Here is a 19,510-nt window from a genome sequence, read left to right as displayed (position 1 = left end):
TAGGTCAATACATAGTTATTGTTCAGGGCCAAACTTCCCTGACTAATCGGGTAATTGCCAATGCTCTCACCCAAAGCTCTGCTGATATCACCAGTAAATGAATCACCAGTAACTAGTACAGGAGTAAATGTGTAAGTCAATGAAGGATCAACATCACCATAGGTTTTGTTCTTCGCGACAGCAACAACAGCGATTGTTTGCTTGCCGATACTTAGGTTTGCACCAGTGTAGGTTAAGCTATAATTTGAGTTTAAGGCTAATGTACCGAGGCCAATTGTATAATTACCAATGTTTTCTCCAGCCGCTCTGCTGATATCTCCAGTAAACGAATCACCAGTAACCAGCGCAGGAGTAAATGTGTAAGTCAATGAGGGATCGATATCACCATAGGTTTTGTTCTTCGCGACAGCAACAACAGCAATTGTTTGCTTGCCGATACTTAGGTTTGCACCAGTGTAGGTTAAGCTATAATTTGAGTTTAAGGCTAATGTACCCAGGCCAATTGCATAATTACCAATATTTTCTCCAGATGCTCTGCTGATATCTCCAGTAAACGAATCACCAGTAACCAGCGCAGGAGTAAATGTGTAAGTCAATGCAGGATCAATATCACCATAGGTTTTACTTTTGTCAACGGCAACCACGGCAATTGTTTGCTTGCCGATACTTAGGTTTGCACCAGTGTAGGTCAATATATAATTATTGCTCAAAGCCAAACTTCCCTGTCCAATCACGTAATTGCAAATGCTCTCACCCAAAGCTCTGCTGATATCACCGGTAAATGAATCACCAGCAACAAGCGCCGGAGTAAATGTGTAAGTCAATGCAGGATCAATATCACCATAGGTTTTGCTCTTCGCAACAGCAACCACGGCAATAGTTTGCTTGCCGATACTTAGGTTTGCACCTGTGTAGGTTAAGCTATAATTTGAGTTTAAGGCTAATGTCCCGAGGCCAATTGTATAATTACCAATGTTTTCTCCAGCCGCTCTGCTAATATCTCCAGTAAACGAATCACCGGTAACCAGTGCAGGGCTAAAGGTATAAATTAATGCAGGATCAACATCACCATAAGTTTTGCTTTTCGCGGTGGCTGAAACAGCAATGGCCAATTTGTCAATCACCAAATTGCCGGTTGCATCAACTGCGATATAATTTATATGGTCCAAGTGTGCAATTACCGAATAGGTTCCCGCCAATACTGGCAAAGTTGTGCTGCCATCATAGGTAATGGTTATACCAGATAAACCTGCAGGATTGGTCGTAACCGTTACCGGTTTAGCTGTCCCATCATAGGTAGGCGTAAGGTTGTTCAATGTAAGGGTCACTACTGCTTTATCAACTGTCAACGCTGTACTGTTACCAATTGCTTGAGAAAAAGTATAATTATTGGCTGAAAGCCCAGTACCTGTAATCGCATAATTGCCTACATTACTGGTCGAATTAGCAGTAGAGGTAAAAATCAAGGTTCCAGTTGTTGCCGTAGCTTGGGTCTCTCCGTTCACAAAACCGGTTACCGTACCAGAAAAAACTGGGTTGGCATCACCATAGGCTCTTGAAGAAGTATTTGCCACGTAGATTAATGTCGCGGAATTAATTGTAAATGCTGAACTATTTGTTCCTGTTTGTAAAAAAGCATAATTACCATTGTTGGCTGTTAGCCCACTTCCATTGATGACATAACTCCCCACATTACTTGTAGCTGTTGCAGTTGTTGTAAATGTTAATGTACCAGTAGTAGCGCTGACTTGGGTTTCTCCATTTACAAAACCACTTAGCGTTCCAGAAAAGATTGGATTTACACTTCCATAGGTTTTTGATGCCGTATTAGCAGTATAAGTTAACACGGCCTGCGTGATAGAAAAAGCCGTGCTATTTCCAATGTTCTGCGTGAATGTATAGTTGCCGTTGTTGGCCGTTAGTCCAGCCCCGGTAATTGCATAGTCGCCAACATTGCTCATTGAAGTTGCTGCTGTAGTAAACGTTAATGTGCCAGTGGTAGCGCTGGCCTGGGTTTCTCCATTTACGAAACCAGTTAATGTTCCGGAAAATGCTGGATTTGCACTTCCATAAGTTCTTGATTTAAGGTTTGCCGTGTAGGTTAATATTGCAGGATGAATGCTTAGTGCAGTACTATTTACGCTGGCCTGTATAAAAATATAGTTGCCATTATTGGCTGTTAGCCCACTTCCATTGATGGCATAATTCCCAACATTACTTGTAGCTGTTGCCGCCGTAGTAAATGCGAATGTTCCGGTTGTAGCACTAGCTTGGTTTTCGCCATTTGCAAAACCCGTAACTGAGCCAGTAAATATTGGATTTGTACTGCCGTAACTTCTAGAAGCAGAAGTAGCAAAATAGGTTAAGATTGCAGGCGTAATGGATAAAGCCGTAGCATTTCCTGCTGCCTGAACAAGCACATAATTGCTATTATTGGCTGTTAACCCACTTCCATTGATGGCATAAGTTCCCACATTACTTGTAGCTGTTGCCCCCGTAGTAAATACTAATGTTCCGGTTGTGGCACTAGCGAGGGTTTCTCCGTTTACAAAACCTGTAACTGAGCCTGTAAATATTGGATTTGCACTGCCGTAACTTCTAGAACCAGAAGTAGCATTATAGGTTAATGTTGCTGGAGTGATTGTTAATTTTATGCTATTTGCAGCGGCTTGCACAAAAACATAATTCCCATTGTTGGCCGTTAAGCCAGTTCCGTTAACTGCATAATCACCCACATTTGATGTAGCAATGGCAGTACTTGCAAAGGCAAGTGTTCCAGTTGTTGCGCTGCCTTGGTTCTCTCCATTCAAAAATCCCGTTACCAAGCCCGTAAATATTGGATTTACGCTTCCATAGTTTCTTGAAGCCTGATCTGCAATATATGTCAAGGTAGCTGGGGTAACGCTTAATTTTGTTGCATTTGAAGAGGACTGTACAAAAGTATAATTCCCATTATTTGCTGTTAGTCCAGTTCCATTAATGGCATAAGTCCCCACATTACTTGTAGCTATTGCCGCCGTAGTAAATACTAATGTTCCGGTTGTGGCACTAGCCAGGGTTTCCCCATTTGCAAAACCTGTTACAGCACCTGAGAATATTGAGTTGGCAGTACCATAAGTTCTTGAAGCAGTAGTAGCCAAATAGGTTAAGGTAATTGGATTAACTGTAATATCTCCTCCTGTATAAGTAATATTATAATTACTAGTCAAAAAACCATTAGCACCTACCGCACTAGAAGGAGCTAAAGTACCTGTATAGGTATTAACATTGGCATTTGCTGCCGCACCTGTACCTGGCGTTAAACTTATCGAACTGATGGTATTTCCATTTTGCAGTGTACCCGAGCTAACGGTAAATTCGGTAGAGCCTGTTGATGTTGCCAGTAATACACCATAGTTTTTTGAAATATTATTCGCTTTAATGGCAATCGGATAAGCACTTACTGTAGTCGAACCGATCGTAGAAGTTTTGGCAACAGCATATCCACTCGTAAGGTTAATGTTGCCACTATAGGTTCCAGCTCCTGTAGTGGCGGTAAGCCTTACATAAACAGTGGTATTACTGATAGTACCTGAGCTACCAACCGTAATGCTGGGGCTATATACACCACCCGAATTTAGACTTATTTCAAATCCGGGTGGTGCTGAAACTAAGATACCTGCCGCCATATTTGCTCCAGAAACCGTAAAGCTCCCTGGCGAAGCTGAGGCAGTACCAAAAGTACTAGAACTTACAGTCGAGGTACTTGTTGCAGTAATTACAGGTGTTTCGGTAACAAAACTAATCTCATTACCATATACGGTACCCGTAAACGAAGCACCTAAACTATTGGTATAAGTATTGGTGGCGTAAGCCTTAGCGAAATAGGTTGTGGTTGGAATAAGTCCCGAAACACTTTGCGAGAATAACCCTACCCCTGTGCCCATGGTAGCATTACTGTTGGTCAATGTAGGATTGGTACTCGTATTATAAACAACGCCACGGGTGGTCGTTTCACCACCCTCAAGTAAAACCTCGCCACCTAATACGACAGTAATTGAAGCCAGCTGACTCTTAGTAGTCGTTGAAGCGATAGTTGGTGCACCGTAAATACCCATACCCGATAAATTTAACAGCCCCGTACCTGGTGCTGCTGGCGCATCAGTCCCTGGTTTTTCCCATCCGCCAGTATCTTTACCTGGAGGAACCATCGTAGCTCGTTTATTAAAAAAATAGGGATTCCCTACAAAACAATCGCCTGAGTTAAGATCTTCTAAACCACCTATAATCCATGCGCCATAACCAAGATTGTGGTAGTCCGAACACCACCTTAACACATAAGTCCAGGTATGATCTAATTTATCTGTCCCTATGCCTGTGTAGGCAACCTTACCATTAATAAGGGCAACATCTTTAGTTAGCGTAACCGGTGTTAATTGAAAATCATCGGTATAAGTAATGGTCTGCCCAAAAAGAGTACTTGCACTAAGTAAAAGAAGAAAGCATAGGTAGAATTTTAGCCTCATAATCATGTTTTCAATAAGGGAAAATCCCATTCACGCAGATGATATAATTCACTGCGATATAGGGCTGCTCATTATTAAGGGCTGGTCCTAAGGAGTCTCTTCCTGTGAGCGTTACTGTTTCATCATTTAAGGTGTAAGCTTCTGGTACCGTACCGTAAATAGACTCCCTGGAACCAAAGGTTCCTGAAAGTGTTCCATTCCCGGTGTTAGCATCGGTAGCTTGCCCCGCAGCATACATTTGATGTGTATGCGGAGGCACACCTACGATCTGGTAGGTAGCAGAACCACCACTGGCACCAACAATATATTTGCTTCCCCTAACCATACCTACAGGTGCCCTACCCCGCAAATCGGGGATATTAAATTTTGGAGCCGTACCTCCGTAAAAAGTTTTGATAACCGCAAATAGCCCTCGATAGTAGTTAGCATCTAAAGTTGCTCCATCACAAAAAAGCCAGTCTTTAGGGGCAAAATTCCCACTAAATATTCTAATTTCTCCAATATAACCGTCCATTTCTTTGATTTTAAATAAGTGAATAATTTATTGCTTATGGCTTCGAAGGATATATTCCATAAGCTGCGATGAAATAATTTACCCCCAGCACGGGTTGTACATTGCTGATGGGTTTATTGCCACCCGTAGTACCCATTACTTTTGCATTTAATGGATATTGTCCTTGTGGAGCTTTCGAAAAATAAAGTTTCTTAGGAGCTGTTGGATCTGTAGGAGTGCCAAAAACGGCCCCCTTCGCAACCCCCGTGCTAGCAGGTACAGTAGAAACCTTTATTTTATGGTTATGTCTTAATAAATGAGCTTCGGTTAAAACATTGTCCATTGTACCACCTGTATCACCCGCCTTACGGGTAACTGGGACACTATCTTTGCTTGGTCCAATGCCAATTGGCAATAGCCCCCTAAAATCAGGCACAGCAAACCGGTTGGCATCGCCTCCAAATTGATTACCTATAATTGAGGCTAGATCTCTATATTTTCCACCTTTATCGTATAGCGTCCCATCGCAAATCAGCCAGCCATCTGGTATTCGTTCTATATTTTGTTGTGTAAATATTTTTAATTCACCTATGAAATTTTCCACGTTTTAAATTTTAATTTATTTGGTTAAATTATATTCCTTCAAATGCAATAATGTAATTGATGGTTTGATAGTACTGCATCACCGGAACAGCATAATCATCCCCTTTTGCAATCATATCTGGATGCATGGCAACAATATCTACTGGCGGTGGTGTTGGTTGAATAGGTGTTGGAAGTGTTGGGTCATTTGTAAAAAAATTAAACCCACCCGTTCCTGCTAAACTAGCGTTTTTAGGATCGCTGGAGTCAGCAGTTGACATACTTGCCAAAACCGTGTGGGTATGTGGGTACATGTGCTCTCCAGTAAGTTGTATACTTTCATTACCGCTTTTTTGGCCAAGGTACAGCGGTACAGTCTTTGACTTGTTACCAACCTGAACCGGTACACGAGCGCGCAAATCGGGAAGGCCGAAGGTGCTATCACCATCTCCTCCGTAGGTAGTGCCAATCCTGTAAAAAAGCATCTCATATTCAGAGATTGAAACGATTCTGCCATCGCACATAGTCCATCCTCCCTTTGGCGCATCTTGGCCAGCAAACATTCTGATCTCACCAATGTAAGCGGTTACATCCATAATTTAATTTGATTTAAGGTATATTTTTGGGTTATTTATTAAAACAGCAGATTCGCGTTTCAAATCAAAATAAGGTGTTGAGAAGCGAATGAGCTCATCGAAGATAGATAAACCCAAAATCAATCAGATCATTAAGTTTTGATTATTTTGTCCTTATTTATAAAACAGTACAAAATATTTATATAACAGAGCTTAAGCTTGTTAAATATACCATCAAGGTAACTTTAAGCTATAGAATCATTACCTCGATTTTTCGCAAATTCAATTGGACTCATGCCAACATTTTTTTTAAATGAATTATAAAAAGCACTGCGTGAGGAAAACCCGGCATTATTGGCCACCGTTTCAATGGTTAAGTTCTGTAAAGTACCAGGAAGTGCAATCTGCTCTTTGATATGATTAATCCTGTACATATTTACAAAATCCATAAACTTCTGCTGAAATTGATTATTCAATAAGGAAGAAAGTTGATGGGTAGATAAATGTAGCAATACGGATAAACTATGTAGGCTCAGCTCCCTATCCTTAAATACCTGTTTTGCACTCATGTAATTTTCAACATACCTGCACAATTCTTCCGTTTCCTTATCTTTTTTAAGGGACAAAGCGTATTCTTTTTTGATTTTAGCCAAGGTAAGCGGCTTCATATCTAGCAAAGAGGCAATATATTCATGGGGCAAACGCTCCATATAACCAGGCTTGGTTTGGATGAAATACAGATATCGCTCTTTTGCACTCCCCACCCGTACAATATGCGTACGTTCCTGGGCATCTCTATAGTATTGTTCAACCATAACCCTGAATAGAAAATTAAGGTCAAAATATTGTTGAAACAACTGTTGTAAAACATCATTATGAATGCCAAATAGCTCTACATCTTCAATGGCAGAAATTTCTTCCTTCGAGATATTCATCCCATGCAAACCAGAAATTGAGCTTACAAACTCGTTCTCAACCGACATATAGGTTACTATTCTCTTCCCCTTATAAGTGGTACAGCCCATCAATGCCCCTTTTTTAATAAAGTACATATAATGGCAGGTTCCTCCTTCTTCTACCAAAACATCATCTTTTTTAAAGTTGAAGGATACCATATTAACGTACATCTCCTGCTGGAGGGCATGACTAATTGGACAAACCTTTTCTAATAGGCAGAGCATGAAATCAGATTCTTGCCTGGTTGCGGGGATTGGAGAATGATGAGCTAAAATGGTCAAAGGGATAAGCGTTAATTAACAAATAGTATTCATAATACTTACTAATGCAGAGCAATTTACATCAAAATTCTGACGATTTGATGATGCAAATAAAATTAAGCGTGCGGGATTAAAGTCTACCTATTTTTCATACGATCGAACCTCTTTCTTAAAGCTTTAACCGCATTGGTGGTATCGTCGGATTGATTTACAATAATATTAATATATGGATGCCGCGCATCATCATCGGGTTTCGCAACGGTAATAAACGCGCTTAACGCCTTCCTATCACCACAGCGTTTATCGCCACCATATTCCGCACCGGCTTCCAGGGCCAGCATTAAAACATCCTGGATTGGGAGCGATGCTTTCTGCGCTTTTACAACTGCCTGTAATATTTTATTCAGCATACTTTTATTACTTAAAGTATTTCCTTGTATAGATACACCTTCTGTAGTTACTGTTCCCTTATCTGGTGTTGTTTCTAAGCCGGTATAAGTCATTGGGGAATCTATCTTACTTAAACATACTATAGCATATTGCTGGTTTTCAGGGTCAAAATCAGGGGATCTCATGGCTTTAAGGATTTCGTCAGGCGCCGCGTCTGCCAATACCATTTGTAACCCTTTGTTTCTTGCAGATTTATTACTCATTGCCTGCACCACTACTGCACCTTTTCCGGGTACAATGCCGCCAATACCATAAACACTATAGGTACATGAAGCCCCTGCTATGCCAATTTCCCTTGTCTTAGGATCGATGATGATGATTGACCATGTTGCTTTAGCGCTATTTGTGAATAGCACCAACAGACCAAAGATTAATATAAGCTGTTTCAATTTTCTCATTGAAATAAAGATATATATTAATCGAAACTTCTATAAACAAAAAAAGCAGTTCTTTTCAGAACTGCTTTTAAAAACTTGGGGTCAGTGGCGGTGCGTAATTCGAACCATTTTGTGGACGAATTGATTGAAATAAGCGGTTTTTCAAAAATTCTTGATGAAAAATTCGCAAAGTGAGGTACTACCCTACATCCACACTTTTGATCTAATGAAATCTATCACAAATACATTTTTAGAGATTGTTGAATAATTAAGTACCCCATCATAGATAATGGGCCTTATAAATGGGCTGACGGTCAGAATTTTACGACCGACTGTGAATTCCCTAGATTGACCGAGTGCTTCTGGATTGTTTGGATCTGATTTAACATCCTAAACATTCGCTGTTGATGGGAAGGAAGCACCGAATGTCGATAAATTTTCTTACCAAGTTTATTCGCTATTTCAGGAGAAATAATAGTTTCAGCGCCTCCACTGTCGAAAAGAAAATTATATTTTTTCCCTTCGATACAAACATCAACCGTGTGTAAATTTTCTTGGTAGCTTTTTAATTCTATTGTCTTTTGGGCATGGCATAATACTACATTAGTTGTCATCAGCACCCATTTTGATTGTAAATTTCTATTCAGATCAGCTGAATTGACTTTTAAAATTATAGTCTTTGAATTTTGCATTTAATACTTTGGATCCTGCATTTTCCCCATCTGTTTTAAGTAGACCTTTGGTATATCAAAAAGAAACAAAAACTTAAAATAACAACAACATGAAAAATTTATCAGAAAAAGTAATCTTAGTAACGGGAGCATCAAGAGGAATTGGAGCAGCAATTGCAAATACATTAGCCGCTTGCGGAGCCAGAGTAATCATCAATTTTGCGGGAGATGAAAATGCTGCCGAGCAGCAGGTACAGAAAATAAGAGCCAACGGTGGCGATGCTATTGCCATCAAGGCTGATGTGAGCAAAACTGACGAGGTAAAAAATCTTTTTGATGCTACCATCGCCCGATATGGAAGAATCGATGTGCTGGTTAACAATGCCGGTATCATGATTACAAAACTCCTTAAGGATACAACCGATGAAGATTTCACCCGTCAGTTTGATATCAATGTAAAGGGAACTTTTAATACGATGCGAGAAGCAGCTACCAAGCTTGCCGACAATGGCAGCATTATTAATTTCTCTTCAACCACCACCCGGGTGATGATGCCTACCTATAGCACCTATGTAGCTTCGAAAGCCGCAGTTGAACAACTTACCCGAGTATTTGCCAAAGAAGTTGGTGCAAGGGGCATAAATGTGAATTCCGTGTCTCCAGGACCTACCAATACCGAGCTTTTCACAAAAGGGAAACCACAAGAGGTTATCGACCGTCTTGCCTCACTTTCAGCCTTTAACCGCATCGGTGAGCCCGAAGATATTGCAAAAATTGTTTCCTTCCTTGCTAGCGATGATGCCAAATGGATTTCGGCACAGAATATCGGAGCTAATGGCGCCATGGCCTAACTGCGCAATCAATAATCAAATCATAATCCACAACCATTAATCTTAAAATTTATGAAAACGTTTATAACCGCAATCATTTTCGGCCTGTTCGGCGCAGTTGCAGTAAGTATATCCTTCGCCATGGCATGGCCAACGTGGGTAATGTTCATCGCCTGGGTAAGCTATTACCTATTTGGGAAGACGGTATTGTCCTCACTTAAGGCCTTCATACAGATAGGGCTTGGCATCCTGATGGGAGTGCTGATCCAGCTAACTGGAGGCGTACTGGGCAAAGTGATTGGCACTTTGGGCTTTCCGATTGCCGTGTTCATCTTTATCGGATCACTGGCCTATTTCGCCAGAACAAAAACGCTGAATAATATTCCGGCGTGGTTCCTGGGGTTGATCGTCGTATTCGGCATACACCCACCCTTGGCCCCACTCCCGATCTTACAACTTGCCATTCCATTATTCTTTGGGTTTTTATTCGCCTGGCTTAACGACTCTGCTGTAGAAAAAGTAAACGCCCAAAAAACCAACCATTCTCTTAACCAAAATCATTAACAAACATTTTAACTATCCAAATCATGACAAATTTAACAAATAAAGTAGCATTGATCACAGGATCAGCAAGAGGCCTAGGTAAAGCAATCGCAGAACGTTATGCAGCATTGGGCGCAGACATCATCATTAACTACTCACGCGATAAGGCATCAGCAGACGAAGTTGTGAGCAACATCAAAGCCATGGGCGTAAGGGTAATATCCGTAAAGGCAGACGTTAGCAAAGTAGTAGATGTACAGCGACTTTTTGCAGAAGCGATCAGTACCTTCGGTAAGATAGATATCGTAGTGGCAAATGCAGGTATCGAACTGGTAGAAACGCCGGTAACCGATTTTACCGAAGAGCAATTCGACCGTGTTTTTTCCATCAATACCAAAGGTACCTATTTTACGATGCAGCAGGCCGCCAAGCACGTAACCAATAATGGCCGTATCATTTATATCGCCTCAAGTACAACATCATACCCAGTCCCAGGAATGGCGGTGTATGGAGGTAGCAAGACCACTCCAAAATACCTTGTAGAAATCCTTTCAAAGGAGATTGGCCACAAGGGAGTTACGGTAAATACCATTATCCCATTCGCCGTTGACCATTCTGGAATCTTTGCGGAAGCCGATAGCTATCCAGAGCTCCGTAAGCAACTGTTGGGCAGCTGCCCAATGGGGCGTTTGGCGGAAGTAGAAGATGTGGCCAATGCGGCAGAGTTCTTTGCAAGTGACCTTTCTTCGTTCATTTCCGGCCAGCACCTTTTGGTAAACGGTGGGGCGACCAACTAAGCTAAAATATTAGCGGGCAACTATTTGTTTTGACTGGCATGAAGTAGAATTCATGCCAGTTTTTTTTATGGGAATTTCTGTAAATAGGTGGAGAGTTTTTACCCCTTGGAAAGCCTGAGGATGTGTTCACTGCGGAAGCTGGCAGGGGAAATCTTGGTGTGCTTCTTGAAATAGTTGCTAAAGTGTGCCGATTCAGAAAATCCCAACCTGAAACTGATTTCCTTGATTGAAATAGATGAATTCTGCAAAAGGGACTTTGCCTCCGCTATGGTCTTTTCCGCTATCCAAGTACCAATTGCCTTTCCTGTCTTTGCCTTGATCACGCTGCTGAGGTAATTGGGATGCAGGTTCTGGTCATCCGCATATTCCTGTACACGGAAGGCACGATCCAACATGCCGCTACTAAGGTCCCGATAGTGCTTTTCAAGGAGTCTCTTAAAATTCTTTACGATATGCGAACTCCTGTTGCCCTCGTATATGGGATTATAATCAAGCCAAAAGTACTCCTTGATCTTCAGCAGCAGCACAACAAAAAGATTTCCGATAAGGCGGTTGCGAAATGGCGAATGGGACACATACTCTTTGTGAATCTGTAGGTAAAGTCGTTCAAATTCTTCAAATACCTCGGGGGCCAGCACCCGTGCCGGAAAGGTTTCGGCCAGCAAAAAGGGAAACTCCTCGAATATATCTGCATGTACATTCTCCTTTAAAAAGGATTCGCTAAGGGTGATCAGATAAACCTCCTCGACCTCTGCCCAATCGAATGATCGAGAGTGTCCGGGGTTGGTAAAATAGACAGTACTGGGACGGATATCGAAACGCTGTTCATCGATCGTGTAGTTCCCCTGACCGTTCTTCACAAATGCAAACACAAAAAAATTCAGCCTGCTGATGGGCGAGCGAAAGGTAATCATATCCCTGATGTCCGCAAGGTTGAAGATGGTAAAATCGCTCTGGCGGTCGATTAGCGAGACAGGTAATCCAAGATGCTTGTACTGTTCATGGAGATCATTGAAGATCCTTAACTTTTCCTCTTTCATGCGCGTGGAATTCTTGTTAAAATTACCAAGTAATTCCGTAATACACAATCTGCTATGAATTGCCGTAACGAAATAAGGGCTTTGGCCCTTAGAACCAAAACCCACATCTGTCGCTGCTGACTAAATAAATTTGAAAATGAGGAGCTGTCGAAATGCTATTTTTTTACTGTTGGATACTGAAAATAGATCAGTGAAAGATTCATTAACAGAAAAGGTACCTCGATCATTGCACCCCTGATATCCATTATTGAAAGTTGGAGGCACAAGATCAAAAGGATCAAGGAAGCCATCAAGATATTGCCCACAACAAACGTGTGTGGATGCAGCACCATAATTGCAGCAACGATGGTCAGCAACCCGATTGCCTTTACCCAAAATCTGTTAAAATTGAACTTACCGAACATTGCCAACATAGCCTCATTCCCACTGAACATAGCCATACCTTGTTTGAGCCCCATCAGTATCACTAAAATTAACAGTACAGACGCAAAAATTTTTATCATAATCATTTTTCTTTGTTTTTGTTTGAACAAAGATCCAGATTGGGCGAGGCAAAGAGTTGCGAGAACCGAATGAAGAGTTGCAAATAACAAAGGAAGTAGGTTATTTGGAATGATGGTTTCTCTAGTTTGGACCAAAGGAATTCCTATATTCCAATATTATTTTTACAGGAATGCGTTAACCTCAACCGCAAAATCCAAATTATATTGAAACAATGCTCCATGACCGGAATTGCTCCACATCAACAGTCTTGAATTGGGAATGTTCTGCAGCATTATGTAGGAATTGATAGAGTCTACCATGATATCTTCATTCCCGTTAACAATCAGGGTAGGTTGGCTGATTGATTTTAGCTGGCTGTAGTCTTGATGGTCTGCTAAACCATAAGCCACAATGGCCTTTGCCTGATTAGCAAATGTCTCCTGGCTAAATTGGGGATCCCTATCCTGCTTTCTTTCCGAAAGTCTTGCCAAAAAGGCTTCCCCTGCCTTAATACTGGTCGGCGTTTTGCTGAAAAACAAATTTATAAGTACTCTTTCGGGACCGTCGGCTAGGGCTTTTTCCACGGAGGATTCCAGCTGCGCTATTGCTTTGCCCCCGATCGGTCCGGTTCCAGCCAGGATCAGCCTGTTCACTAGATCCGGATAATCGGCTGCGATCTGCTGGGCTATAAAACCGCCCAGGGAAAATCCCAGCAGATTTACTTTTGTATATCCCAGACTCTTTATAAAAGCTAACGCGTCCTGCACCATTTCACTTACGGTTGTGGGCGTGGTGCCCTTGGAACTACCCACTCCCTTATTATTAAAAAGGACTACTGGGTGTTGCAGCGCGATGGCGTCGGTAAGGACCGGATCCCAATTGTCCATTGTACCAGTAAAATGTTGCAGGAAGATTACCGGAATACCTTTATCCCTGCCAAAAGAACGGTACGCGAAATCAGTTCCGTTTACATCTAAAAACTGGGTTGGTGCTGTTTGGTGGTTGTGGTCTATGACTGTTGAATTACTTTTTCTAGTTTTCATTATTTTTTATATTTTAATTGACTATTTTTTTTTACTTTGCGCCTATGGTAAGAATATTTTTACCTCGGCTATGTCCTGCCTGCTGGTATTTCAAAGCCTCGACGATATCGTCGAATCCGAAATTTCTATCCAGAATTACTTCCAGTTTACCCGCAGCAATCAGATTACTCAACCGCTGAAGTCTATCGGAAGAGGGCTGGTAAAGAAAGTTACCCGCACTTACCCCAAGAGAAGCTGCAAGATCCTGATCAGGTGCTGACGTCAGTGAAATATAACGTCCGCCCTTTTTTACCAGTTTCAGAGTCTGGTCTGCTGAGGATACACTATCCAGCACAGCATCAAAATCAGATGATAAAGCTTGGTAGCCATTATGGTAATCGAAAACCTCGTCAGCACCAAGTGATTTCAGAAATGTCTCATTTTTTGCTGAGGCTACCGCCACCACGTAGGCACCTGCCCTATGAGCAAGCTGAACGGCAAACAGACCCACTCCTCCTGCCGCAGCCTGTATCAATATCCTTTCTCCTTTTTTCAGATTAAGCTTTTCAAACAGAGCCTCCTGTGCGGTCTGTCCAGCCAAAGGCACTGCCGCAGCTGTTTCAAAGGAAAGCTCTTCGGGCTTTAAAACGGCTAGATCTTCATGCAGTACCGCATACTCAGCAAATGAACCCTGTTTTTTAAGTTCCAAGGTGCCAAACACGGCATCTCCCTTTTTAAACCCTGTCACCTCCAGACCGACAGCTTCCACTACCCCTGAAAAATCGCTGCCCATGATATAGGATGTCGGCATTCCCAGAACATCGAACATATTATAAGCTGGTGCCATCCAGTCCACGGGATTTATTCCTGCCGCAAATATCCTCACAAGAATTTCCTTGGCCGCAGGCGCAGGCTTTTGAATTTCCCTAATTTTTATATCCTCGATCTGTATCGGTCCTGTTATTTCAATAGCTTTCATATCTCTATATTTTATCTGATGTTAAACGATTAAATTCCATGTGCTTTATCCGAAACTTCTTTCCACTGTTCCCACTCGTCCATTTTTCGCTGATACGCTTCCCTGACTGCCGGATAGGCAACTTTACCGAGCAGTAGGCGCAAAGGCGGATTTTCCGCATCTGCAAGCTGCAGGATCGCTTCTGCAGTAGCCTGCGGATCCCCGAAAAGATCCGGATTCGGATTACCGAATACTGCATCCTTGATGGGCTGGTATTCCGGAATTGGGGTAGTCTGCACAGCCGAGGCACTTCCCCATTCTGTTGAAAAACCATTAGGCTCCACTAAGGATATTTTTATCCCAAAACCTTTCACTTCAGATGCAAGGGTTTCGCTCAGGCCTTCAACGGCAAATTTTGTTGCATTGTAAAGTCCCAGTGCCGGAAGTGTTGTTATACCAAGAAAACTTGATACCTGAATAATGTGACCGCTTTTCTGCTCCCGCATTACCGGAAGAACCGCCTGTGTAAGCCATAAAAGACCAAAGAAATTCGTCTCAAACAGTTCCCGTGCCTGCTTTTCAGTTGTCTCTTCGACTGCACCGAACACTCCATAACCCGCATTATTGATCAATATATCAATCCTACCAAAATGTGCCCTGGTCTTTGCTACAACTTCGATTCCCTGCATACGGTCGTTGACATCCAGTTCAAGTGGCAGAATAAGATCGCCGTATATTTCCTTTAGGTTAGCCAGAGCCTTTATGTCCCTGGCGGTAGCAGCAACTTTATCGCCGCGCTTTAAAAATTCTTCGGCCCAGATTCTACCAAATCCACGTGAAGCGCCTGTAATCAAGATTATTTTTGACATATTTTAGAATTATTTATGACCTTTCGGTCTTTTTTTGTTTAAAAAAATTATTTTTTTACGGATACAAATGCTATGATATCAGTTATCTTACCCTCCTTGAACAAGAATATATTTTCTCCGTTCAGCGCGTCACCTAATTTCCAGGTGACACGGGCTACATTGTTAAGTGTTTTAACCTCCGTTAGCGTAAAATTCTGACCTGGGAATTTTTTATGGATTTCGTTTACAGTGTTGTTGAAGTCTTTATAAGTGAAATGCTCAAAAAAAGTATCAACTATATGAAAATCCGAACTATAAATTTTACCCATTTCGCTTAACCTTCTCTCACTACTACTAATGTTTAAAACTTCGAAATGTTTATATACCGCTTTATCCATAACCGAAACGGGTGTCACCGCAGCATTTTTTGTTTGTATCTGTGTCTGTGCTTTTAAATGAACAGTGGGAATTGTGAGGGACCCTAAAATTAGAACAGTGCCTAATAGTGTTTTTATCTTTTTCATTTTACGTGACTTTAATTATTTAAAAAAGACTTCCATTAGTTCTGCCGATACCACCAAGAGGTCTTTTATCGGATCGTTGTTTTCATCGGGCGGATATACTAGTCTTTTGGTAGGTACCATAATCCCGTTAAACTCCTGATAGTCGTGAACATAATGAGCGCCGGATGCCCCTTTGGAGATCTCCACATCGTAATCCAACCTTCGCAGCAGTCCATCCGGTCCAAAATAAAATGTCTGCTCTTTTGAATGGTAAGCCAGATAATCTGGGAAAGTAGCTTTCAGGGCGCGCCATTTTTCTCCATTATCCATTCTGCCTTCAACTTCTTCAACCTGAAATCCATCATAGGTCAGTACAAAAGGAAGTGTGAGATAGGTCCATGTAGCGTATGCGTTGAAATAAGCCAGATGCAGATCATCCCAAGGGGTTTCCACGGTGTGGCCTTTGAAAGCTTCCCGGGGATGGGTTCTCTCTTTGGTGACATTTCCGTCCAGTGTCTCGATAGCGATCGTTCTATTCTCAAAATGGCTTCTCTGACCCTCTTTCAAAAATGGCTCGTTAAAGTAAATCTGATCATGGAGCTTTGCCCTGATTCTGCCAGTTGTTGCGAACCCGGGTACCTGTTTGGATTCCCAGAGAATTCCACCTACCTTCATCGTTACAAAAGCCTCGGAAAGCTCATTCCATCTTTTCATGCCTCCATGGGCATCTACTGCTAATTGAAGTAAATCGTTCATTTTTTTGTTTTTTAAAAGTGTCAATTATTTCATTTATGACCGATTGGTCATTTTTAATGCAAAAAAAATTATAGCTCCCATCTGCTTATTTGCTCCAAAAGGTTGGCTTTTATAACCTGCATCTTTCGATTGTTTCTTGCAACCCTGCAAATGAGCTGCCCGCCCTCTATCATGGCAAACATTACCAAAGCAAAATCTTTATAGTTCCACTCGTTGCTGAACTCTCCTTCATCAATACCTTTTTTAATTATATCCGATATGATCTGCTGACTTAAAACAACTGCCTCATGGACTTTTTTGGTTACTACTTCGTTGGTATCATCAGCCTCCATCCCAAAATTCAGCATAGGACAACCTCCCTCTACGATCGGATTTACTGGCGTGCTCAGCACGTCGATATACGCAATGAGTTTCTCCCTTGCGGAACTGGCTTTGCGGAGTGTCTCAAAAACCCTGCTTCCTAGCAGCTGCATGTTATAATCTACTACCGTCATTACCAATTCATCTTTATTCTCAAAATGGACATATAGGCTTCCTTTTGATAACTTTGTCGCGTCCATAATATCACTCATCGCAGTAGCTGCAATACCTTTTTTGTTAAAGATAGGTGCGGCACTTTTGATTATCATTTGTCTGGTTTCTTCTCCTTTAGTCATGACAGCAATTATTATATTATTGACAGGCCAAAATTAATTGACCGAACGGTCATTTCAAAATAATTCCCAAGTTTTAACATTTCTTTAACATTTCTACACGAAATAGTGATTTAGATACTTTACCATCAATCGTTACCAAATGGAAGAATCGGTATGATTTCCTTTTATGAGCGATTTAATCATTTCTTGGATTAAACAGAAATAACCCCTTTTTAGACGCTAATGACAGAGTTTAAGCTTTAATTAACTAATTAACAAATCTTCCTCATCTAAAAGAGGTTCGGTTACCAATATATAATTTAGCTCTGCTCATAACTTCCTAAATTTGCTACTTAGGTAAAAATGTCCTCACAACCTCATACATCGCTGGTTCGAAACGGGCAATTTCTAGGGCCTCGATAAGATAAGGTGATGCCACCGGATTTGCACGCATTTTTTCATAATCTTCAATGCCTCCCCATTGAGCATACATAGTTACCTTTGTACCATCTATACTGCGATGTAGGCTGGATGAAATAAAGCCCTTAACTTTTGCAACACCGCTTTCAGTAGCCAGGATGAGCAGATCTACTAATTTTTGCTGATTAATAGGCTCAACAATAAAAACATTGATTAATGTTAAGTAGTGATTTTCTTCGGTTATAACTGTCATGATTATATTGTTTTATCTTCGAAAGTAAGTAATAATTCAAAAGTGATTAGATAGTTATTAAATTAAATGGGACACTGCAGCCGAAATAGCATAGGCCCCACAGAATAATCCTCCGGCTTTGATATTCAACAGATGAAAGTTTGTACTAATTGAAATTACAGGGCGAACATAAATAACCGAATGGTCATTTATTCATTAACATTGATACTTTACAGAATTATGACAACATATATCTTATTAAAATACAGCAGCGAATCTGGGACGAACCAGCATTATCTGTCAAGACCAGAGACGATATAACGCCCATTTTTTTTGCTTTATTTATATTAATTATCTGATCTACAGCAATTTAATAAAATGGCACAGTATTTATCCAAAAATACCGTGATCTTAATAAAGACGCTATTATGGTGTTTTAAAACAAAAATTTCAAATAACAAATAAGATGGACAATCAAAAAAAATTAACAACAGCTTTCGGGAGGCCAGTGCCGGATAATCAAAATGTAATGACTGCAGGTCCGCGGGGGCCGTTATTAATGGAAGATTTTTGGTTTCTGGAAAAGATGGCTCATTTTGATCGTGAAGTTATCCCTGAGCGCCGCATGCATGCGAAAGGCTCCGGAGCATTTGGCACTTTTACTGTGACCCATGATATTACTGCCTACACAAAAGCGGACATCTTTTCTGAAATTGGTAAAAAGACCGAAATGTTTGCACGTTTTTCAACTGTAGCGGGCGAACGGGGTGCTGCAGATGCTGAACGCGATATCAGGGGTTTTGCATTGAAATTTTATACAAAAGAGGGTAACTGGGACATGGTAGGTAACAATACGCCAGTATTTTTTTTTCGTGACCCGATGAAGTTTACCGATCTTAACCATGTTGTAAAAAGGGATCCCCGTACAAATTTACGTAGTGCGGATAATAATTGGGATTTCTGGACTCTTTTACCGGAATCCTTACACCAGGTCACCATCATAATGAGTGAACGTGGCATACCTCGTACATACCGGCACATGCATGGCTTTGGCAGTCACACTTACAGTTTTATCAACGCCCGAAATGAACGTTTCTGGATTAAGTTTCATTTTAAAAGTTTGCAGGGAATAGAAAATCTGACCAATGAAGAGTCTGCCAAGCTAATCGGCAACGACAGGGAAAGCCACCAGCGTGACCTATTTGACAACATAGAAACAGGGAATTACCCGAAATGGCATTTACTAGTACAGATCATGCCAGAAAAAGATGCAGAAACCTACCATATTCACCCATTCGACCTTACAAAGGTTTGGCCTCATGTTGATTATCCCCTCATCCCAGTCGGAGAATTTGAACTTAACCGCAATCCATCAAATTATTTCGCTGAAGTAGAACAGGCAGCTTTTAATCCTGCTAATATCATTCCAGGTATTGGATACTCACCAGATAAAATGCTTCAGGGCCGTTTATTTTCGTATGGTGATGCCCAGCGCTAGATTGGGCGTAAACCATTCCCATATACCGGTAAATGCTCCAAAATGTCCTTATCATGCTTATCATCGTGACGGCAA

The 19,510-nt window shown here is 41.3% G+C and carries 19 protein-coding genes and 1 pseudogene; 4 read left to right on the top strand and 16 right to left on the bottom strand.

Annotation, left to right across the window (positions count from 1 at the left end; all coding sequences use genetic code 11):
* From FBD94_RS03895 to FBD94_RS26555, 7 genes are all read right to left on the bottom strand, one after another.
* Positions 1-4,505 (bottom strand): beta strand repeat-containing protein (locus FBD94_RS03895; RefSeq protein ID WP_169472205.1); only part of this gene is annotated, 4,505 nt, incomplete at its 3' end.
* A gap of 10 nt (positions 4,506-4,515) precedes the next feature.
* The gene (locus tag FBD94_RS03890) at positions 4,516-5,019 is read right to left on the bottom strand and encodes a phage tail protein (protein WP_136879164.1); all 504 of its coding nucleotides are present in this window, start codon (positions 5,017-5,019) and stop codon (positions 4,516-4,518) included.
* A 34-nt stretch (positions 5,020-5,053) separates the two neighbouring features.
* Entirely contained in the window at positions 5,054-5,602 is a 549-nt protein-coding gene (locus tag FBD94_RS03885) for a phage tail protein (protein ID WP_136879163.1), read from the bottom strand.
* Between the two features lie 28 nt (positions 5,603-5,630).
* The gene (locus FBD94_RS03880) at positions 5,631-6,176 is read right to left on the bottom strand and encodes a phage tail protein (protein WP_136879161.1); all 546 of its coding nucleotides are present in this window, start codon (positions 6,174-6,176) and stop codon (positions 5,631-5,633) included.
* Between the two features lie 224 nt (positions 6,177-6,400).
* Positions 6,401-7,336 (bottom strand): helix-turn-helix domain-containing protein, encoded by a 936-nt coding sequence (locus tag FBD94_RS03875; protein WP_136879159.1) that lies wholly within the window; start codon positions 7,334-7,336, stop codon positions 6,401-6,403.
* 173 nt (positions 7,337-7,509) lie between these two features.
* Positions 7,510-8,220 (bottom strand): DUF1028 domain-containing protein, encoded by a 711-nt coding sequence (locus tag FBD94_RS03870; protein ID WP_136879157.1) that lies wholly within the window; start codon positions 8,218-8,220, stop codon positions 7,510-7,512.
* A 293-nt stretch (positions 8,221-8,513) separates the two neighbouring features.
* Positions 8,514-8,813, bottom strand: a complete 300-nt coding sequence (locus FBD94_RS26555; protein ID WP_169472204.1) for an aspartyl protease family protein — start codon at positions 8,811-8,813, stop codon at positions 8,514-8,516.
* Positions 8,814-8,980: 167 nt separating this feature from the next.
* Here FBD94_RS26555 and FBD94_RS03860 point away from each other — a divergent pair, with 167 nt between their 5' ends.
* From FBD94_RS03860 to FBD94_RS03850, 3 genes are read left to right on the top strand one after another with little or no spacing between them, the layout of a single operon-like run.
* On the top strand, positions 8,981-9,721 hold the full coding sequence (locus FBD94_RS03860) for an SDR family oxidoreductase (RefSeq protein ID WP_136879153.1): 741 nt from the start codon (positions 8,981-8,983) through the stop codon (positions 9,719-9,721).
* A gap of 51 nt (positions 9,722-9,772) precedes the next feature.
* On the top strand, positions 9,773-10,264 hold the full coding sequence (locus tag FBD94_RS03855; RefSeq protein WP_136879151.1) for a DUF1097 domain-containing protein: 492 nt from the start codon (positions 9,773-9,775) through the stop codon (positions 10,262-10,264).
* 23 nt (positions 10,265-10,287) lie between these two features.
* Positions 10,288-11,040: an SDR family NAD(P)-dependent oxidoreductase gene (locus FBD94_RS03850; RefSeq protein ID WP_136879149.1), complete on the top strand. Its 753-nt coding sequence runs from the start codon at positions 10,288-10,290 to the stop codon at positions 11,038-11,040.
* A 98-nt stretch (positions 11,041-11,138) separates the two neighbouring features.
* Here FBD94_RS03850 and FBD94_RS03845 read toward each other — a convergent pair whose 3' ends face one another.
* From FBD94_RS03845 to FBD94_RS03805, 9 genes are all read right to left on the bottom strand, one after another.
* Positions 11,139-12,080 (bottom strand): helix-turn-helix domain-containing protein, encoded by a 942-nt coding sequence (locus FBD94_RS03845; protein ID WP_136879147.1) that lies wholly within the window; start codon positions 12,078-12,080, stop codon positions 11,139-11,141.
* 155 nt (positions 12,081-12,235) lie between these two features.
* Positions 12,236-12,589, bottom strand: coding sequence for a hypothetical protein (locus tag FBD94_RS03840; RefSeq protein ID WP_205945829.1), 354 nt, complete (start codon positions 12,587-12,589; stop codon positions 12,236-12,238).
* 156 nt (positions 12,590-12,745) lie between these two features.
* Complete coding sequence (locus FBD94_RS03835; RefSeq protein WP_136879145.1) at positions 12,746-13,606, bottom strand: alpha/beta fold hydrolase; 861 nt, start codon at positions 13,604-13,606, stop codon at positions 12,746-12,748.
* Positions 13,607-13,637: 31 nt separating this feature from the next.
* Positions 13,638-14,564, bottom strand: coding sequence for an NADP-dependent oxidoreductase (locus FBD94_RS03830; RefSeq protein WP_136879144.1), 927 nt, complete (start codon positions 14,562-14,564; stop codon positions 13,638-13,640).
* Between the two features lie 29 nt (positions 14,565-14,593).
* Positions 14,594-15,412, bottom strand: a complete 819-nt coding sequence (locus FBD94_RS03825; RefSeq protein WP_136879142.1) for an SDR family NAD(P)-dependent oxidoreductase — start codon at positions 15,410-15,412, stop codon at positions 14,594-14,596.
* 47 nt (positions 15,413-15,459) lie between these two features.
* Positions 15,460-15,915: a hypothetical protein gene (locus FBD94_RS03820; protein ID WP_136879140.1), complete on the bottom strand. Its 456-nt coding sequence runs from the start codon at positions 15,913-15,915 to the stop codon at positions 15,460-15,462.
* A gap of 15 nt (positions 15,916-15,930) precedes the next feature.
* Complete coding sequence (locus tag FBD94_RS03815; RefSeq protein WP_205945828.1) at positions 15,931-16,650, bottom strand: ubiquitin carboxyl-terminal hydrolase family protein; 720 nt, start codon at positions 16,648-16,650, stop codon at positions 15,931-15,933.
* Between the two features lie 68 nt (positions 16,651-16,718).
* Complete coding sequence (locus FBD94_RS03810; RefSeq protein WP_136879138.1) at positions 16,719-17,306, bottom strand: TetR/AcrR family transcriptional regulator; 588 nt, start codon at positions 17,304-17,306, stop codon at positions 16,719-16,721.
* Between the two features lie 328 nt (positions 17,307-17,634).
* A complete protein-coding gene (locus FBD94_RS03805; protein ID WP_136879136.1) occupies positions 17,635-17,958 on the bottom strand; it encodes an antibiotic biosynthesis monooxygenase family protein in 324 nt (107 codons plus the stop codon).
* A 445-nt stretch (positions 17,959-18,403) separates the two neighbouring features.
* Between FBD94_RS03805 and FBD94_RS03800 the strand changes: the two are divergent.
* Positions 18,404-19,508, top strand: a pseudogene (locus FBD94_RS03800) (catalase); the annotation flags it as partial.
* Positions 19,509-19,510: the final 2 nt, after the last annotated feature.

Origin of the sequence: Pedobacter hiemivivus (assembly GCF_005144565.1) — a bacterium.
Classification (GTDB): domain Bacteria; phylum Bacteroidota; class Bacteroidia; order Sphingobacteriales; family Sphingobacteriaceae; genus Pedobacter; species Pedobacter hiemivivus.
This window is presented reverse-complemented; position numbering and strand designations above follow the sequence as displayed.